This window comes from Hydrogenophaga sp. (genome assembly GCF_018780075.1).
Classification (GTDB): domain Bacteria; phylum Pseudomonadota; class Gammaproteobacteria; order Burkholderiales; family Burkholderiaceae_C; genus Hydrogenophaga.
The window spans coordinates 15,714-31,008 of the sequence record NZ_JADMKB010000044.1 but is presented as its reverse complement, the minus strand read 5'-3'; the positions used below and the strand labels follow the sequence as shown (position 1 = coordinate 31,008).

At 66.9% G+C, this 15,295-nt stretch carries 19 protein-coding genes; 5 read left to right on the top strand and 14 right to left on the bottom strand.

The window, feature by feature from the left end; translation table 11 throughout:
• Positions 1–27: 27 nt before the first annotated feature.
• Complete coding sequence (locus IV088_RS10220) at positions 28–1,617, bottom strand: inorganic phosphate transporter (RefSeq protein ID WP_291101432.1); 1,590 nt, start codon at positions 1,615–1,617, stop codon at positions 28–30.
• A gap of 103 nt (positions 1,618–1,720) precedes the next feature.
• Positions 1,721–2,320 carry an oligoribonuclease gene (gene orn / locus IV088_RS10215; protein WP_291101429.1) on the bottom strand — a complete coding sequence of 200 codons (600 nt, stop codon included), beginning with the start codon at positions 2,318–2,320 and terminating at the stop codon, positions 1,721–1,723.
• A gap of 97 nt (positions 2,321–2,417) precedes the next feature.
• On the opposite strand from orn, the gene IV088_RS10210 reads away from it, so the two are divergent.
• Both IV088_RS10210 and rsgA read left to right on the top strand, forming a co-directional pair.
• Positions 2,418–3,686, top strand: coding sequence for a M48 family metallopeptidase (locus tag IV088_RS10210; protein WP_291101426.1), 1,269 nt, complete (start codon positions 2,418–2,420; stop codon positions 3,684–3,686).
• Positions 3,683–4,678: a ribosome small subunit-dependent GTPase A gene (gene rsgA / locus IV088_RS10205; RefSeq protein ID WP_291101423.1), complete on the top strand. Its 996-nt coding sequence runs from the start codon at positions 3,683–3,685 to the stop codon at positions 4,676–4,678. The genes IV088_RS10210 and rsgA overlap by 4 nt, the downstream gene beginning before the upstream one ends.
• A gap of 8 nt (positions 4,679–4,686) precedes the next feature.
• Here the strand turns inward: rsgA and IV088_RS10200 are convergent, their stop codons facing one another.
• From IV088_RS10200 to rpsP, 6 genes are all read right to left on the bottom strand, one after another.
• Complete coding sequence (locus tag IV088_RS10200; RefSeq protein WP_291101421.1) at positions 4,687–5,616, bottom strand: CobD/CbiB family protein; 930 nt, start codon at positions 5,614–5,616, stop codon at positions 4,687–4,689.
• Positions 5,617–5,646: 30 nt separating this feature from the next.
• Positions 5,647–6,345, bottom strand: a complete 699-nt coding sequence (locus IV088_RS10195; RefSeq protein WP_291101418.1) for a CoA pyrophosphatase — start codon at positions 6,343–6,345, stop codon at positions 5,647–5,649.
• A 120-nt stretch (positions 6,346–6,465) separates the two neighbouring features.
• A complete protein-coding gene (gene rplS, locus IV088_RS10190) occupies positions 6,466–6,822 on the bottom strand; it encodes a 50S ribosomal protein L19 (RefSeq protein ID WP_077334306.1) in 357 nt (118 codons plus the stop codon).
• A gap of 145 nt (positions 6,823–6,967) precedes the next feature.
• Positions 6,968–7,744 (bottom strand): tRNA (guanosine(37)-N1)-methyltransferase TrmD, encoded by a 777-nt coding sequence (gene trmD / locus IV088_RS10185; RefSeq protein ID WP_291101413.1) that lies wholly within the window; start codon positions 7,742–7,744, stop codon positions 6,968–6,970.
• Between the two features lie 11 nt (positions 7,745–7,755).
• Complete coding sequence (rimM, locus tag IV088_RS10180; RefSeq protein ID WP_291101410.1) at positions 7,756–8,346, bottom strand: ribosome maturation factor RimM; 591 nt, start codon at positions 8,344–8,346, stop codon at positions 7,756–7,758.
• Between the two features lie 47 nt (positions 8,347–8,393).
• A complete protein-coding gene (rpsP, locus tag IV088_RS10175) occupies positions 8,394–8,651 on the bottom strand; it encodes a 30S ribosomal protein S16 (protein WP_291101407.1) in 258 nt (85 codons plus the stop codon).
• Between the two features lie 193 nt (positions 8,652–8,844).
• Between rpsP and IV088_RS10170 the strand changes: the two genes are divergently transcribed.
• A complete protein-coding gene (locus IV088_RS10170; protein WP_291101404.1) occupies positions 8,845–9,384 on the top strand; it encodes a GNAT family N-acetyltransferase in 540 nt (179 codons plus the stop codon).
• Between the two features lie 61 nt (positions 9,385–9,445).
• The gene (locus IV088_RS10165) at positions 9,446–9,901 is read left to right on the top strand and encodes a hypothetical protein (RefSeq protein WP_291101401.1); all 456 of its coding nucleotides are present in this window, start codon (positions 9,446–9,448) and stop codon (positions 9,899–9,901) included.
• Positions 9,902–10,016: 115 nt separating this feature from the next.
• Here IV088_RS10165 and IV088_RS10160 read toward each other — a convergent pair whose 3' ends face one another.
• The 6 genes from IV088_RS10160 to IV088_RS10135 form a co-directional block, all read right to left on the bottom strand.
• Positions 10,017–10,973 carry an AEC family transporter gene (locus IV088_RS10160; protein ID WP_291101398.1) on the bottom strand — a complete coding sequence of 319 codons (957 nt, stop codon included), beginning with the start codon at positions 10,971–10,973 and terminating at the stop codon, positions 10,017–10,019.
• Positions 10,974–11,058: 85 nt separating this feature from the next.
• The gene (locus IV088_RS10155) at positions 11,059–11,625 is read right to left on the bottom strand and encodes a DUF3299 domain-containing protein (RefSeq protein WP_291101395.1); all 567 of its coding nucleotides are present in this window, start codon (positions 11,623–11,625) and stop codon (positions 11,059–11,061) included.
• Between the two features lie 108 nt (positions 11,626–11,733).
• Positions 11,734–11,949 (bottom strand): hypothetical protein, encoded by a 216-nt coding sequence (locus IV088_RS10150; protein WP_367171580.1) that lies wholly within the window; start codon positions 11,947–11,949, stop codon positions 11,734–11,736.
• A gap of 30 nt (positions 11,950–11,979) precedes the next feature.
• Positions 11,980–13,191: an FtsX-like permease family protein gene (locus IV088_RS10145; protein ID WP_291101389.1), complete on the bottom strand. Its 1,212-nt coding sequence runs from the start codon at positions 13,189–13,191 to the stop codon at positions 11,980–11,982.
• Positions 13,188–13,847 carry an ABC transporter ATP-binding protein gene (locus IV088_RS10140; protein ID WP_291101387.1) on the bottom strand — a complete coding sequence of 220 codons (660 nt, stop codon included), beginning with the start codon at positions 13,845–13,847 and terminating at the stop codon, positions 13,188–13,190. The genes IV088_RS10145 and IV088_RS10140 overlap by 4 nt, the downstream gene beginning before the upstream one ends.
• Positions 13,844–14,350 carry a Fur family transcriptional regulator gene (locus IV088_RS10135; RefSeq protein WP_291101384.1) on the bottom strand — a complete coding sequence of 169 codons (507 nt, stop codon included), beginning with the start codon at positions 14,348–14,350 and terminating at the stop codon, positions 13,844–13,846. The genes IV088_RS10140 and IV088_RS10135 overlap by 4 nt, the downstream gene beginning before the upstream one ends.
• A 95-nt stretch (positions 14,351–14,445) precedes the next feature.
• Here IV088_RS10135 and aztA point away from each other — a divergent pair, with 95 nt between their 5' ends.
• A complete protein-coding gene (aztA, locus tag IV088_RS10130) occupies positions 14,446–15,243 on the top strand; it encodes a zinc ABC transporter ATP-binding protein AztA (protein ID WP_291101381.1) in 798 nt (265 codons plus the stop codon).
• Positions 15,244–15,295 lie beyond the last annotated feature (52 nt).

The following is a 15,295-nucleotide window of genomic DNA, read 5'->3' as shown; positions in this document are numbered from 1 at the left end:
CCTAGAATTATTTTTGATCCGGCCACCTCAGACCGACAAAAGGGCCGCAACGACCTGGTACAGAACGGCCGCCAGGGCCGCAGTGGCCGGCACGGTGACGATCCAGGCCGCCACGATGCGCAGCACCGCAGAGCGCTTCACGATCTCTTTCTTGTAGGCCTTTTTCAGTGCCTTCTGCTCGTTCTTGGCCAGCACGGTGCCCACGGCCAGTTCGCGTGCCTTCGCCCGCTTCTTCATCTCTGAGAGCATGCGCTTCTTCTCGCTCACCTCTGCGGCTTCGAAGCGCTGAAGATAGGCCTCGACCTCCGCGCGATCCGCACCTTGATGGCCGGCGAACACCACCGCCTCCATCTTGGCGTAGTTGACTTTGAGCAACTCACGCAAGAAGCCCACGCCAAACACGGCACCGATGGAGATGTGGGTGGTCGAGACCGGCATGCCCATCTGCGATGCCACGATCACCGTCAGCGTGGCCGACATCGCGATGGCGTAGGCCCTCATGTTGTCCAGCTCGGTAATTTCTTTGCCTACGGTCCGGATCAGCTTGGCGCCATACAGGGCCAGACCGGCAGCCAGGCCAATGGCCCCCAACACCATGATCCACAGCGGCGTGGAGGCCTTGCTCGCCACAGCCCCCTCTTTCACCGCTTCATAGATCGCAGCCAGCGGCCCGACTGCGTTGGCCACATCGTTGGCACCGTGCGCAAAGCTCAACAGCGCGGCCGAACACACCAGCGGCCAGGTGAACAGGCGGTTGACGCCATCTTTGCTGTTGTGCAGCAGCAGCGCCTTGCGCGCAATCGGCCCACGCACCAGCATCCAGGCGATCAGCCCCAGCACAGCGCCTGCCGCGATGGCCACCCAGAATGACACCTTCACCAGCTGCCCCAGCCCCTTGAGCAACATGTAGGTGCCAAAGGCCCACGCCATGGCCGCGATCAGCCAGGGAACGACACGGGTGGCAGCCTCGGTCATGTCGCTGCGGTAGGTGATGCTGCGCTTGATGAGATACAGAAAGCCGGCGGCCACCAGCCCCCCCGAGATGGGCGAGACCACCCAGCTGATGACGATGTTGCCGATGGTGACCCAGTTCACCAGATCCCAGCCACCGGCAGCAATGCCGGCGCCCATGACGGCGCCAATGATCGAGTGGGTGGTGGACACCGGCGCGCCAATGGCGGTGGCCAGGTGCAACCAGAGCGCGCCGGCCAGCAGGGCCGCGAACATCAGCCAGGCAAACTGCGCCGCATCGTTGATCTGCTGAATGTCGATGATGCCGCCCTTGATGGTGCCGACCACATCACCGCCGGCGATGATGGCACCCAGGGCCTCGAACACCGCGGCCGCCAGAATGGCCCACCCCATGGTCATGGCCCCCGAACCCACCGCCGGTCCCATGTTGTTGGCCACATCGTTGGCACCGATGTTCATCGCCATATAGCCACCGACCACGGCCGCCACGATCAACAGCCAGATGGCCGAACTCGACAAGCCCGCCACGTTGGCCCCGGTCAGGGAGGCGTAAAGACCCACCAGCAAAAGAAAAACAACCGAGGCGCCCAACTGCAGGGCGTCCATGTGACGGGATACAAAGCTGGAGCGGGTCTTTTTTGTCATTGGGGCTTCTCGTGGACGTCACGATTTTGACACGGCCATGGGCGCGAAATGGCGCAGCAAGATGGTGCGAGCGGACGAGGGACCTGGCTCCGTCGCCCGCGTTTCAACGCAAAAAGTGGGTGCGGTAGTGCACCAGCTCGTCGATGGACTCGTGCACATCGGCCAGCGCCGTGTGCTTCTGGTGCTTCTTGAAACTGTCGTACACCTCCGGGCGCCAGCGTTTGGCCAGCTCCTTGAGCGTGCTCACGTCCAGGTTGCGGTAGTGGAAATAAGCCTCCAGCTTGGGCATGTACTTCACCAGAAAGCGCCGGTCCTGCCCGATGCTGTTGCCGCACATCGGCGAGCCGTTCTTCGGCACGTACTTGGCGATGAAGGCCAGCAACTCGGTGGCCGCATCGGCCTCGGTCAGGGTGCTGGCCTTGACCTTGTCGATCAGACCGCTCTTGCCGTGTGTGCCCTTGTTCCAGTTGTCCATGGCGTTCAGCACCGCGTCACTCTGGTGAATGACCAGCACGGGCCCTTCCACCCGGGGCTCCAGTTGGGGGCCGGTGATCACCACGGCTATTTCCAGCAGTCGCTCTTTCTCGGGGTCGAGGCCGCTCATCTCGCAGTCGAGCCAGATCAGGTTCTGGTCGCTCTTGGTCAGCAGGGATGGGTCAGCGGGCGTGGCCTCGGTCGGCAGGTGGGTGTGTTGAAGACTCATGGCCCGATTTTCACCGATGCGCCGGCCGCACTCGCCTCCCCTCATCGCCAAGACCTTGCCTTGTGGGCGCAGCCGACACTTCGATAGACTCCTCCCCATGGATGCAAGCGCCTTTTCTTTCACCGCGGTCTTCTGTGCCGCGCTCGTGCTCGGCCTCGTCGTGCGCACCGTGCTCTCCAGCCGGCAGATTCGTCACGTGGTGCGCCACCGGGACCGTGTGCCCGAACCGTTCGCCACCACGATCGACCCGGACGCCCACCGGAAGGCGGCGGACTACACCGTGGCCAAGGCCCGCTTCGGCATGCTGGAAGCGGCGCTGGAGGCCTGCTTGCTGCTGGGCTGGACGCTGCTGGGTGGCCTGCACTGGCTCAACCAGACCCTGCTCGCCTGGATGGGGTCCGGCATGTGGCAGCAGCTCGCCCTGCTGGGCAGCTTCACCCTGATCGGTGCCCTGCTCACGCTGCCGATGGGCTGGTGGGCTACCTTCCGGCTGGAGGAACGGTTCGGCTTCAACAAGATGAGCCTGGGTCTGTGGCTGACCGACATGGTCAAGGGCGGGCTGGTGGGTGCGCTCATCGGCTTGCCGATCGCCTCGCTGGTGCTCTGGCTCATGGGGGCGGCGGGCCCCGCCTGGTGGCTCTGGGCCTGGGGCGCGTGGATGGCGTTCAACCTGCTGCTGCTGGTGTTCTACCCCACCGTCATCGCCCCGCTGTTCAACAAGTTCGAGCCCTTGCAGGACGAGATGCTGAAGAACCGGGTGAACGCGCTCATGAAGCGTTGTGGTTTTGCCGCCAAGGGCCTGTTCGTGATGGACGGCAGCAAACGCAGTGCCCACGCCAACGCGTATTTCACCGGTTTTGGTGCCGCCAAGCGCGTGGTGTTTTTCGACACCTTGCTGCGGCAGCTGAGCCCGCCCGAGATCGATGCCGTGCTCGCGCACGAGCTGGGTCACTACAAACGCCGCCACATCCTCCAGCGCACCGTGATGATGTTCGGCCTGAGCCTTCTGGGCTTTGCCCTTCTCGGCTGGGTGTCGCGCCAGGCCTGGTTCTACAACGGCCTGGGCGTCCTGCCCTCGATGGACACCCCCAACGACGCCCTCGCGCTGCTGTTGTTTCTGATGGTGGTGCCTTTGTTCACCTATTTCCTCTCGCCCCTCATGGCTCAGCTCTCGCGCCGCCACGAGTTCGAGGCCGATGCCTACGCCACCGCCCACACCGACGGCAACGACCTGGCCAGCGCGCTGCTCAAGCTCTACAAGGACAACGCCAGCACGCTCACGCCCGACCCGGTCTACGCGCGCTTTTATTACTCGCATCCGCCCGCCAGTGAGCGCATTGCTCGGCTGCAAGGCGCTGCGGCATGAGTCAGTCCCGGACCCGTGGCGCCCATGGCGTGGACACCACGGGGACATCCGGTGGTCTTGATGAGGGGCTGGTGGTGGCGGCCTACGGGCGCCATTGCCTCGTGGAGAGCCCAGACGGGCAACGACGCATCTGCCACCCGCGCGGCAAGAAGAGCCAGTCCGTCGTCGGCGACCGGGTGCGCTGGATGCCCACCGGCGATGAAGGCAGCATCGAGCGCGTGGAAACACGGCGCAACCTGTTTTACCGCCAGGACGAACTGCGCACCAAGTCGTTCGCCGCCAACCTGGACCAGATCCTGGTGCTGGTCGCGGCCGATCCGGAGTTTTCCGAACGCCAGTTGGCGCGTTCACTGATCGCGGCCGAAGCCGAAGGCATTCCGGTTTTGATCGTGCTCAACAAGAGCGATCTGCAGCCCGCGTTCGACCACGCATGGGCGCGGCTGGAACCTTACCGTCGCATGGGCACCGACGTGCTGCCGTTGCGCCTCAAGGGCGACACCGCCGCCAGCACCGAAGCCGGTCTGGATGCGCTCCAGGAGCGCCTGGCCGGCAAGACCACCCTGGTGCTGGGCCCGTCGGGTGTGGGCAAGAGCACGCTGGTGAACCGGTTGGTGCCGCATGCCAAGGCCCTCACAGGCGAAATCTCCCGCGCGCTCAATTCGGGCAAGCACACGACCACCAGCACCACCTGGTACTGGGTGAACGACACACGGCGCACGGCGCTGATCGACTCGCCCGGTTTTCAGGAATTTGGTTTGAACCACATCGAGCCGATGCAGCTCGCGCACCTGATGCCCGATCTGCGTGCCACGCTGGGCCACTGTCGTTTCTACAACTGCACGCACCTGCACGAGCCGGGTTGTTCGGTCCTGACACACGTGCAGGAAGCTGCGGAGCGATCCGGCGTCGAGGGCAGCGGTTCCATCTCCGACAACCGATACCGCATCTATCAGGAACTGTTTGCCGAACTCTCGGCGCGCAGGGCCTACTGAGCCCAGGCTCAGCCGAGCAGGCGCGCCAGCGTCAGCAGCGCCAGCAACAGCATCCAGAGCACCACGCTGCGCCACACCAGGCCCACCGCGCTCGCGAGGTGCGCCAGCTGCGGCTCGGGGCGTGCAGCGACACCGTCCGCTTCCTCAACGACCCCTTCGCGTGAACTCAGTCGCACGTTGAGCGCGCCCGAGGTGGCCGCGAGCACGACACCGTCGCTGCCCGGCGCAAACAGCTCGGCCTCGCCGCGCCAGCTCGCCACCGCCTCCTCAAAGTTGCCGACCACCGCGAAACCGAGTGCGGTGGCCCGAGCAGGCAGGTGGTCCACCCACTCCCAGCCTCGCGCACTGGCCTTCTGGAGCGGCACGCTGGGTGACCCGTCGGACCGGGCCTTCCAGTTGCGAGACAGGTACTCCGCCATGCGGTACAGCACCGCACCCGCAGGCCCCAACCCCAGCAACCAAAACACCACGAAGGCCGCCAGCACCCCGAACACATGGCGGTGGGCGGCCAGCACCGACTGTTCGATCACCTGCCTCAGCAACTCGGTACGAGGCAAGCTGCCTGTGTCCACATGCAACCACTGCGCCAGCTTCTCGCGCGCCCGGGCATCGTCGCCCTCCTCCAGCGCCTGGCGAATGTCGGTGAAGTGGTGGCTGAACTGCCGGAACCCCAACGTCACGTACAGGACGATCACCAGCCACACGAACGCCAACACGCTGCTGAACTGCCACAAGCCCCAATACACCAGCGCGGCGCCCAGCGCGGGCGCGCCCGCCGCCAGCGCCCAGGCCAGCCAGCCGTGTCCCGGCTGTCCGGTGTCGAGGTTGCGCCGGACCATCCGGGCCCAGCCACGCAGCCCGGCGTGCACCGGGTTGTCAAACCCCAGCGGGCGGGTCTGCTCGATCAGCAAAGCGATGAGGATGGCGAAAAAACTCATGGCGCCATCATAGCGACGGGGCGTGGCGCCTCAGGCGACCAGCAGGCGGTAGAAGTTGCGCAGCATGCCGGCGGTGGCACCCCAGATGAAGCGTTCGCGGGTGCCATCCCGGTAAGGCATGGCGTACCACTCCCGCATCACACCGTCCCACTCAAAACCGTGCTTGTGGTGATTGGCCGGGTTCATGAGGAAGTCCAGCGGCACCTCAAACACGTCGTCCACCTCGTGCGGGTTCGGCCGGAGCACGAAGCCCGGCCGCACCAGGGCCACCACCGGTGTGACGGTGAACGAGGTCCCGGTCACGTACTCGGGCAGATGCCCCAGAACCTCGATCCAGTCGGCCGACAGGCCAATTTCCTCCTGCGTCTCCCGCAGGGCCGCGGCGGTCGCGCTGGCGTCGGTGTCATCGAGCTTGCCACCCGGAAAAGCGATCTGCCCGGAGTGGGTGGAGAGGTGGGCCGTGCGCTGGGTCAACAACAAGGTCGGGCGTTCGTGCATGACCAGTGGCAACAACACGGCGGCCTGCGCTGGCGCACGGTCGGCAAACTTCCGCTCCATGACCAATTCCGGCGTCCAGACCGGCGGGCGGTGAAACAACGCGCGCAATCCCGGCTCCGTCAGGCGTTGTGGCTCGGGGGGACGCAACCCTTCATCACCGAGGTTGTTCAACACCGGCACCTGGCGCGGATCAAACGACGGGGGGAAACGCTGAGGCACAGGATCGGACATGGTTTCCAAGCATAGGGCACGCCACAACGCGCAGCGACCGGACACAAAAAAGCCGCTCCAGGGAGCGGCTTTCTTTCAAGGCAACGGGAGCGATCAGGCGCCCCACTGTTGGCCGTTCGCTTACGCGCCCAGCTTTTCCTTGATGCGGGCCGACTTGCCGCTGCGCTCGCGCAGGTAGTACAGCTTGGCGCGGCGCACGGCACCACGGCGCTTGACTTCAATGGCGGAGATCAGCGGGCTGTACAGCGGGAACGTGCGCTCCACACCTTCGCCGTTGGAGATCTTGCGCACGATGAAGCTGGAGTTCAGGCCACGGTTGCGGCGGGCCACCACCACACCTTCGTAGGCCTGCACGCGCTTGCGGGTGCCTTCGATCACGTTCACGCTGACGATCACGGTGTCGCCAGGGGCAAACGCCGGGATGGTTTTGTTCAAGCGAGCAATTTCTTCTTGCTCAAGGGTCTGGATGAGGTTCATGGTTTCCTGATTTCACGATCATGCCCGCGCTGCACTAAAGGCCACGAATCCGGCAGGGGCCCTGTCCAGCGGAGGCCGACGGATCGGCGCTTGCTGCGGGCTGGCCCGGTCACGGCGGCCGGTCAGAGGATCGAAAAGCCTTGGATTATAGCTTTTTTGACTGGCGCAGAAAAGCCTCGTCGGCTTTGGTGAGCCTGCCAGCCTCCCGGGCCTGTGCCAGCAGGTCCGGACGCTGGCGCTCGGTCAGCGCCAGGCTCTGCTCGCGGCGGTAGCGCGCGATGCGTTCGTGGTGCCCGCCCAGCAGCACCTCCGGCACGGCCATCGGCCCCTGTGGGCCCTGCCAGACCTCGGGGCGGGTGTGGTGCGGGCTGTCGAGCAGGCCATCGAGCGCCGGGTTGAAGCTGTCCTGCTGATGGCTGCCCTCGTCGCTGAGCACACCGGGCATCAGGCGGGCCACCGAATCCAGCAAGGCCAGCGCAGCGATCTCGCCGCCCGACAGCACAAAATCACCCAGGCTGATCTGCCGGTCCACACAGGTGTCGATGAAGCGCTGGTCGATGCCCTCGTAGCGGCCACACACCAACACCGCGCCAGTGCTGGCGGACCACTGTGTGGCACTGGCATGGTCCAGTCGCTGACCGATGGGCGAAAAGAGCACCACCGGAGCTTGGGCGTCTTCGGGCTCTTCTCGGTCGGCGCGGATGGCCTGGAGGCACTGCCACATCGGCTCGGCCATCATCACCATGCCAGGACCACCACCAAACGGCCGGTCGTCCACCCGGCGGTAGTGGCCTTCGGCGAAATCGCGCGGGGTCCACAGCCGCACGTCCACCTGTCTGGATTCGAAAGCTCTCCGGGTGATGCCGCTCTTGAAAAACGGCTCGAACAACTCCGGAAACAGCGTGATGACGTCAAAGCGCAAGACGCGCTCCGTCAGTAGTCTGGCTGCCAGTCGACCGTGATGCGGCGGGCCTTGAGGTCCACGTCGTCCACGTAGGCGCCGACAAAAGGAATCATGCGTTCGACGGTCTGCTCCTGACCGTCGACGGTGTCGGTGTATTCCATCACCAGCACCGAGTTCGGCCCGGTGGGCATGAGGTCGCGCACGACGCCCATGTGCAGGCCCTCGCGGTTGACCACGTCCAGACCGATCAGATCGACCCAGTAGTACTCACCGTCGGGGGTGGCGGGGAAGGCGCTGCGCGGGACGTTGATGCGCACCCCCTTCAGGGCTTCAGCGCCGGTGCGGTCGTCCAGGCCTTCGAGGCGGGCCACGATGCCATCGGAATGGGCCTTGATCTCGGCCACACCGATGCGAACGACACCCGAAAACGCCGAAAAGCCGCGAGCGAAGCGGGCTTCGGGCGGCTGGAGAAACCATTCGGAAGTTTCAAACAGCGCCGAGGTGTCGGCGCTGTGCGGCAGGACGCGAACCCAGCCTTTGATGCCCCAGGCCTCCTGAATCCGGCCCAGTTCGATGGCATCGTCCGGCAAGGACGCGGCGGCAAATGGGCTGTTGGACATGCAGAAAGAGGACAAACCGGCCGGCCCTGTGGGGCCGGCCAGGCCGATCAGGCGGCGACGGCCTTGGCGGCGTTTTGCTTGACCAGGCGGACCACGGTGTCCGACGGCTCGGCGCCCACGCCGGTCCAGTAGGTCAGGCGGTCCTGGGCGATGCGCAGGGGCTCTTCACCACCGCGGGCCAGCGGGTTGTAGAAGCCGATGCGTTCGATGAAACGGCCATCGCGACGGTTGCGCTTGTCAGCGACCACGATGTTGTAGAACGGGCGCGACTTGGAGCCGCCGCGGGAGAGTCGAATGACGACCATGATTTATCCTTCGGGTGGAGAAGCCCCAAGATCGGAGCTTCAGTGGGTTTTTTTGGCTGAATAAACCCGATTCATTGCGGCGCCTGAGACACACGACTGACCACCCGGCCAGCGAAACGCCACAAAACCCGCGATTATAGCCCGTGTGGCACACCCCGCAGCGCCACCTTTTCAATTCATCCCCTTGCCTCACATGCCCCTGATCCGCCCCAGCCGCGAAGACGACCTCGACGCCATCACCCACATTTACGGCCACCACGTGCTGCACGGCACCGGCACCTTCGAAACCACCCCGCCCAGCGTGGCCGACATGGCGGCGCGGCGCGGCGACGTGCTGGGCAAAGGCCTGCCCTGGCTGGTGATCGAAGAAGGCGGGCAGGTGCTGGGCTTTGCCTATGGCAACTGGTTCAAGCCGCGCCCGGCGTACCGTTTTTCGGTGGAGGATTCGATCTACCTGGCGCCGGAGACCGCCGGCAAAGGCTTGGGCAGGGCACTGCTCGCGGAGCTGATGGCCCAACTGGAGCGCAGCGGTGTGCGCAAGGTGATGGCGGTGATTGGCGACTCCGCCAACGCCGGCTCGATCGGTGTGCACCGCGCGCTGGGCTTTGAACAGGTGGGTGTGGTGCCCTCCTGCGGCTGGAAGTTTGGCCGCTGGCTGGACATTGTGCTCATGCAACGCAGCCTGGGGGCTGGCGACAGCACCCCGCCTGAAGACAGCGGGCGCGTCGCATGAGCGCAGCGCCGGGCCGCCCCAAGCAAGCTCGCACCGCAGCTCGAAGAGCGGAGGTTTTCTTATGAGCCGCCCCAGGAACAAGACCCTGACCGTCTGGCTTGCGTTGCTGGGCGGCAGCATGGGCCTGCACCGTTTTTACCTGCGCGGGCTGGGCGACTGGCTCGGCTGGCTGCACCCGATCGCGGCAGCGCTGGGATGGTGGGGTGTGGAGCGGGTGCAGACCTACGGACAGGACGACCAGCTGTCCTGGGTGCTGATCCCGTTCCTCGGTGCGAGCATCGCTGTGGCTTGCCTGGCGGCCATCGTCTACGCCCTGAGCGACCGTGCGAAGTGGAATGGCTGGTTCAATCCCGGCCTGGACAGCGAAGCGGCCGCGGGCGGCACGAACTGGCTCACCATCGGCGCCCTGGTGCTGGCGCTGCTCGTCGGCACCACCGCCTTCATGGGCAGCCTGGCCTTTGGCATCCAGCATTACTTCGAATACCAGATCGAAGAAGCCAAGAAGATCAGCCAGTAGAGGTCCACCCCCGCGCCGCACCTGCGGTGCGTCACCCCCTCAAGGGGGCAACGCGATGCGGCCCGGCAAAGCCGGTTCCGCCGCGTTCTGGGCTGGGTGCACCTCGCTCTGACGGTCAGCCCAAGTGGTTCATGACCAGCATCACGAGGGTCAGTGTGAACAGCGCCAGCGCCGTGGACAGCCCCATGGCGGCCGTCGTCAGCCCCTGGTCCACCTCGTAGCGCTGCGCGAACAGGAACACGTTGGCGCCCATCGGCAACGCGGCGGCCACGACCATCACGGTCAACGGCAGGCCGGTGATGCCCCAGGCCCAGGCCGAGGCACCCACCAGCAAGGGCAGCACCAGGTTCTTCGATACGGTGATCAACAAGGCAGGCTTGAGGTGCCCGCCCAGCGGCGTGCGCGCCAGCGTGACGCCCACCAGCACCAGCGCGATCGGTCCGAAGGCGCTGCCGAGCAGCTGCAGCGGCTTGTCCACCACAGTGGGCAGCGCCAGCCCGGTCTGGGCGAACAGCAGGCCACTGATGATGGGCAGGGGAATGGGGTGGATCAGCGCGCCCTTGAACGCGGACCACGCGGTGTCCAGCACGTGCGGGGCGCGCTCACCGCCCTCCCGCGCCTCGCGCGCCACCACCAGTTCCAGCACCACCGAGCCCACGGTCAGCAGGATCAGCGCGTGCACGGACACGAGCGTGAGCAGCGTGACCAGCGCGTCCTTGCCATAGGCCAGTTCCACCAGCGTGATGCCGATCATCACCATGTTGGAGAACACGCCACCGAGAGCCATCACCACGCTGCTGCGGTTGAAGCCGCGCCAGACAATCGAGGCGAACAACAGCAGCAAGGCCGCCGGGAAATACGCCAGCAGCGGGCGCAGGTCCAGCGTCTCCACATGCACCGCGCTCATGGTGCGGAACAGCAGCGCCGGGATCAGCAGCAGGAAGACCAGGTTGGACAGGTCCTTGACGGCGACATCGCGGATCCAGTTCAGCCGCCCGGCCAGGTAGCCGAGCGCGATGAGCAGGAACACCGGGGTGAGGGAGACGACGACGGGGTGGGTGCTGAAGTTCACCCTGGGATCGTACCTTGAGGGCCTGACGCTTTGACCTCTGTGGAGGACGGACCGGCACCACCCTGCGCGCGGCAGCGGTGGCGCCTCACTTCACGCCAACAGCTTCGGTGATCCGGTAGTACAGACCGTAAGGATCGTTTTGCAGCACATGGAACTTGCCCTCGACCACGACCGCATTGAGGCTGTATTTCACCGGCTCGCGCGTGCGCACCTCGACCATGCTTTCAGGCCCCCCGGGCGTGCAGAACGCGCAGGTCGGCGGCACCGAGGCCAGCAGGAAATGGCGCTGCTGCTCGCCCGGGCCGAGCGGCACCATGAAGCCCTGAAGGCGCTGCGTCTTCTGGTTCAGTGCCGCCACGGCCGGCGTGTACACCGGCACGATGCGCCGGTTCTGGATCTGGGTCTTGATGTCGGTCAGCACCGACCAGGCCACCACATCGGCACGGGCGGCGAGCGGCGCAAACGGCGACAGCGGGCTGTGCACCCCCGGCCCCTGCCCCGCCACATGCGGCACAGGAGGCGTTGCGCCCGAACCCGACTCCGATGACGGCTTGCTGGCCGGAGCGGTACCCAGCGGCGAAGACAGCTGAGCGCCAGCCAGCCCGGAAGAACAAGCCAACAGCAACAAGGCGCCACGAAAGAAATGATTCATATCAGAAGAGAGGAAGTTCACTGCCAAAACGCGGCGGAACCGGCTTTGCCGGGCCGCATCGCGTTGCCCCCTTGAGGGGGTGACGCCGAAGGCGGCGCGGGGGGGCCCTCAATGCCCGTGTTTCATCCCGCAGTATTTCCCGATCGCCAGACCCTTGCAGGCGGTCTGGAGTTCCGCCAGACACAGCTTTTCACCTTTGCCCGACTCCATGCATTTGGCGGCGGCTTCGTGTGCGGCGGCCATGGCGCGGTGGCGCGCGACGTCTTCCTTGATCTCCTGGCCGGAGTGCTGGGCCATGGCGGTCGTGGCCAGGACGGCGGTCATCGCCAACAAAACAAACCTTTTCTTCATGCATCACCTCGTGTTCAACAGCTGGGTCACATCGACCCGGTAGGCGCTGACGGCGGGCACCAGCGCCGCCACCACCGCCACGACAAAGGCCAGCACCGGCACCCACCCTTCGGCGGACACCCATTGCCAGCCCGAGATGGCGAGCGACTGCTCGGCCACCAACATCGAGCCCATCAGGGCCGTGAGCCCGTGTGCGGCCAGCAGGCCCAGTGCACAGGCCAGCGCGGCCAGCCAGAGCGACTCGCACAGCAGCAGCGCCCCCACCTTCAGCGGCGGCGCGCCCAGCATGCGCAGCATCGCGAGGTCGGCGCGGCGCTCGCGCACCGCGCCCCACAGCGCGATGAAGACCGACAGGCCGGCCACGCCGAGCAACACCGCGCCCAGCCCCTGCAGCACGCGCGTGCCCACCCCGACCATGCTCAAGAGGCGCGTGATTTCGAGCGCGGGCGACGCGGCCTGCATGGGGGTGTTGTCGTTGATGAAGCGCGGAAAAGCCATGGCCGCGAGCGGGCTGTTGTAGCGGATCAGCGCCATCGTGACCTCGCGGTCGGCCGCGATGGCGGCGCGGTCTTCTTCGTCCATGTCGTCGGTGGCGTGCATGTCGTCGTGCAGCTTCCAGACCGACTCGGTCGCGGTCAGCACCAGCCGGTCGAGCACACAGCCGCAGGGTGCGAGCACGCCGGTCACCCGGTAGCGCGCCTCGCCGTGCTCGGCGCCGCCTTGGCCCAGGCCGTGGGCCCCCGCGAAATCCTGTCCGACAACCAGCCCCGTGGCGCGGGCGACCTGAGCGCCCAGCACCGCCTCCATCGGCTGGGTCCAGAGCGCGCCCTGCGCCAGCGCAGCGCCATAGTGAGCGGGGTAATCGTGGGTGGTGCCGACGATGCGAAAGCCCTGCAGGTTGTCGCCCAGGCTGAGCGGAATCACCTGCGCCACCTGCGGGTGCGACCGCAGCTGCGTCAGATCGTCCAGCGCGATGTTGCCCGGCGGCACGTCCAGGTGGAACACGCCCGAGAGGATCAACTGCATGGGGCTGCCCTTGGCGCCCACCACCGCGTCGATGCCCTGCAGGTCGCGCTCGAAAGCACGGTCGATCTGGTCCCGGGCGATCAGCACAAAGGCCATCGAGGCCAGTCCCAGCGTGAGCAGCAGCAGGTTGAGCGCCGTGGCCAGCGGCCGCGACCAGAGGTAGCGCCAGGACAGGCCGAGCACGTTCATGCGGTGGCCTCCGCCGTGCTTGCCCGGAAGGCCAGCATCTGGGTCTCCGGCAATGCCTGAAGCACCCGCGCGTCGTGGGTGGCGATCACCAGCGTGGCGCCGGTCTGGGCCGCCCCCTGCCGCAACAGGGCCAGCGCGTCGGCGCAGGACGCGTCGTCGAGGCTGGCCGTGGGCTCGTCCACCAGCAGCACCGGTGGGCGCAGCAACAAGGCCCGCGCCAGGGCCACGCGCTGCGCCTGACCGCCCGACAGTTGTGAAGGCTTTCGCGCGGCGAGCGCGCCCACGTTCAGCGCCTCCAGGGCATGGGCAATCGCTGCACGGTCCGCGGGCAGGCCGCTGGCGAAGTGCACCAGTGCGAGGTTCTCGGCCACGCTGAGCGCCTCGCTCAGGAACAGCTTCTGCGGCAGGAAGCCGATGCAGCGAGCTCGCCAGCGGTCGCGCTCGCCCGCCCTGAGCGCCGCCACCGACTGCCCCGCCACGAGCATCTCGCCCGCCTGTGGCGTGAGCAGGCCGGCGGCCAGTGCCAGCCAGGTGGACTTGCCACTGCCCGAGGGGCCGCGCAGCAGCAACGTGCCACCCTGCGGCACCACCACATCGCCAAACGGCAGCGACGGACCACCCGGGTAGGCGTGGCCCAAACCCCGCGTCTCGATCAAGGCAACGGCTTCCCGCCGGTCTCTGCGGACGGCACGCAGCTGGCACAGGTGCCGTGGATCGACACATCGACGCGCAGGCCCTGGTGGCCCAGCCCGGCCAGCGTGCGGAACAGGTCGTTCGTCGCGGCCTGGGTCGGCGCGCTGGCCTCGGTGAGGCGGAACTGGCGGTGGCAGGCGTCGCATTCGAACCGCGGCACCGTCCCCTCGCTGGCGTCGGCCAGGCCATAGCGCCAGGTGCGCGCGCCGTCGTCGGCGTGGCGCTGCAACACGCCGCAGGCGGCCAGGCGGTCGAGCAGGCGGTAGAGCGTGACGCGGTTGATGTCCAGCCCCCGCGCGGTGAGGGAGACCAGCGCCTGCGCGTGGCTCAGCGTGCCCTGCGGGTTCGCGAGGAACAGGCCGAGCACCGCGCGCGTCGCCAGGGTGCGGCGCAGGCCCGCGGCTTCCAGACGGGTCTGGATCTCCGGCGGCACGGCAATGGGTTCTTTGGTGGGACGGGTGGACATGGGCGCGCCTCCATTATTGCAACAAAGTTGCGTTAACATCGCCATCCTTGCAAGCTAATGCAATTCAGTTGCAACAGTGTAAACGGCCCATCGACATGCCCCCATCCCAATCAACCCCCACAACCCCGGGCATCGAGCTGCACGACCTCACCCTCGGCCACGACCGCCACCCCGCCGTGCACCACCTGAGCCTGCGCATTCCGCCGGGGTCGCTGGTGGCGCTGGTCGGCCCCAATGGCGCGGGCAAGTCCACGCTCATCCAGGCGCTGGCGGGCGCGCTGCGCCCCCTCAGCGGCGCGGTGAGCGGTCTGGCCGGGCAGCGCATCGCCTGGCTGCCGCAGCACAGCGGGCTGGACACAAGCTTCCCCATCGACGTGCGCGGCATGGTGTCCATGGGCCTGTGGCACCGCGTCGGCGCGCTCGGCTGGTTCACCGCCGAGCACCGCCACCGCTGCGACGCCGCACTGGCCACGGTCGGCCTCACCGGCTTCGAAGCACGCGGGCTGGACACGCTCTCGGGCGGCCAGCTGCAGCGCGCCCTGTTTGCCCGGCTGATCCTGCAGGACGCGCCGGTGATGCTGCTCGACGAGCCTTTTGCCGCCGTGGACCACCGCACCAGCACCGACCTGCTGGCCCTGCTGCAGCGCTGGCAGCACCAGGGCAAGACGGTGATCGTGGTGCTGCACGACCTGGCGCAGGTGCGCGCGCACTTCCCGCTCACCCTGCTGCTGGCACGCGAGCTGGTGGCGTTCGGCCCCACCGCCGAGGCGCTCACCGACGCCCACTGGGCGCGCGCGCAGCGCATGCGGGAGCCGTTTGACGAGCACGCGCCGCGGTGCACGGCCCCGCCGGACCCGCACGCCCCCACCGCCGTCGCGGAGGCGCTCGCGTGAGCGACATCGCCGCGGCCCCCCTCACCGCCTGGCTGCTGGCCAACCCGCTGCT

Bases quoted from the DNA above. Each gene is read 5' to 3' on its own strand.
- IV088_RS10220 (WP_291101432.1), bottom strand. From the start codon at position 1,617: ATGACAAAAAAGACCCGCTCCAGCTTTGTATCCCGTCACATGGACGCC.
- orn (WP_291101429.1), bottom strand. From the start codon at position 2,320: ATGAGTCTTCAACACACCCACCTGCCGACCGAGGCCACGCCCGCTGAC.
- IV088_RS10210 (WP_291101426.1), top strand. From the start codon at position 2,418: ATGGATGCAAGCGCCTTTTCTTTCACCGCGGTCTTCTGTGCCGCGCTC.
- rsgA (WP_291101423.1), top strand. From the start codon at position 3,683: ATGAGTCAGTCCCGGACCCGTGGCGCCCATGGCGTGGACACCACGGGG.
- IV088_RS10200 (WP_291101421.1), bottom strand. From the start codon at position 5,616: ATGAGTTTTTTCGCCATCCTCATCGCTTTGCTGATCGAGCAGACCCGC.
- IV088_RS10195 (WP_291101418.1), bottom strand. From the start codon at position 6,345: ATGTCCGATCCTGTGCCTCAGCGTTTCCCCCCGTCGTTTGATCCGCGC.
- rplS (WP_077334306.1), bottom strand. From the start codon at position 6,822: ATGAACCTCATCCAGACCCTTGAGCAAGAAGAAATTGCTCGCTTGAAC.
- rimM (WP_291101410.1), bottom strand. From the start codon at position 8,346: ATGTCCAACAGCCCATTTGCCGCCGCGTCCTTGCCGGACGATGCCATC.
- rpsP (WP_291101407.1), bottom strand. From the start codon at position 8,651: ATGGTCGTCATTCGACTCTCCCGCGGCGGCTCCAAGTCGCGCCCGTTC.
- IV088_RS10170 (WP_291101404.1), top strand. From the start codon at position 8,845: ATGCCCCTGATCCGCCCCAGCCGCGAAGACGACCTCGACGCCATCACC.
- IV088_RS10165 (WP_291101401.1), top strand. From the start codon at position 9,446: ATGAGCCGCCCCAGGAACAAGACCCTGACCGTCTGGCTTGCGTTGCTG.
- IV088_RS10155 (WP_291101395.1), bottom strand. From the start codon at position 11,625: ATGAATCATTTCTTTCGTGGCGCCTTGTTGCTGTTGGCTTGTTCTTCC.
- IV088_RS10150 (WP_367171580.1), bottom strand. From the start codon at position 11,949: ATGACCGCCGTCCTGGCCACGACCGCCATGGCCCAGCACTCCGGCCAG.
- IV088_RS10145 (WP_291101389.1), bottom strand. From the start codon at position 13,191: ATGAACGTGCTCGGCCTGTCCTGGCGCTACCTCTGGTCGCGGCCGCTG.
- IV088_RS10135 (WP_291101384.1), bottom strand. From the start codon at position 14,350: ATGTCCACCCGTCCCACCAAAGAACCCATTGCCGTGCCGCCGGAGATC.
- aztA (WP_291101381.1), top strand. From the start codon at position 14,446: ATGCCCCCATCCCAATCAACCCCCACAACCCCGGGCATCGAGCTGCAC.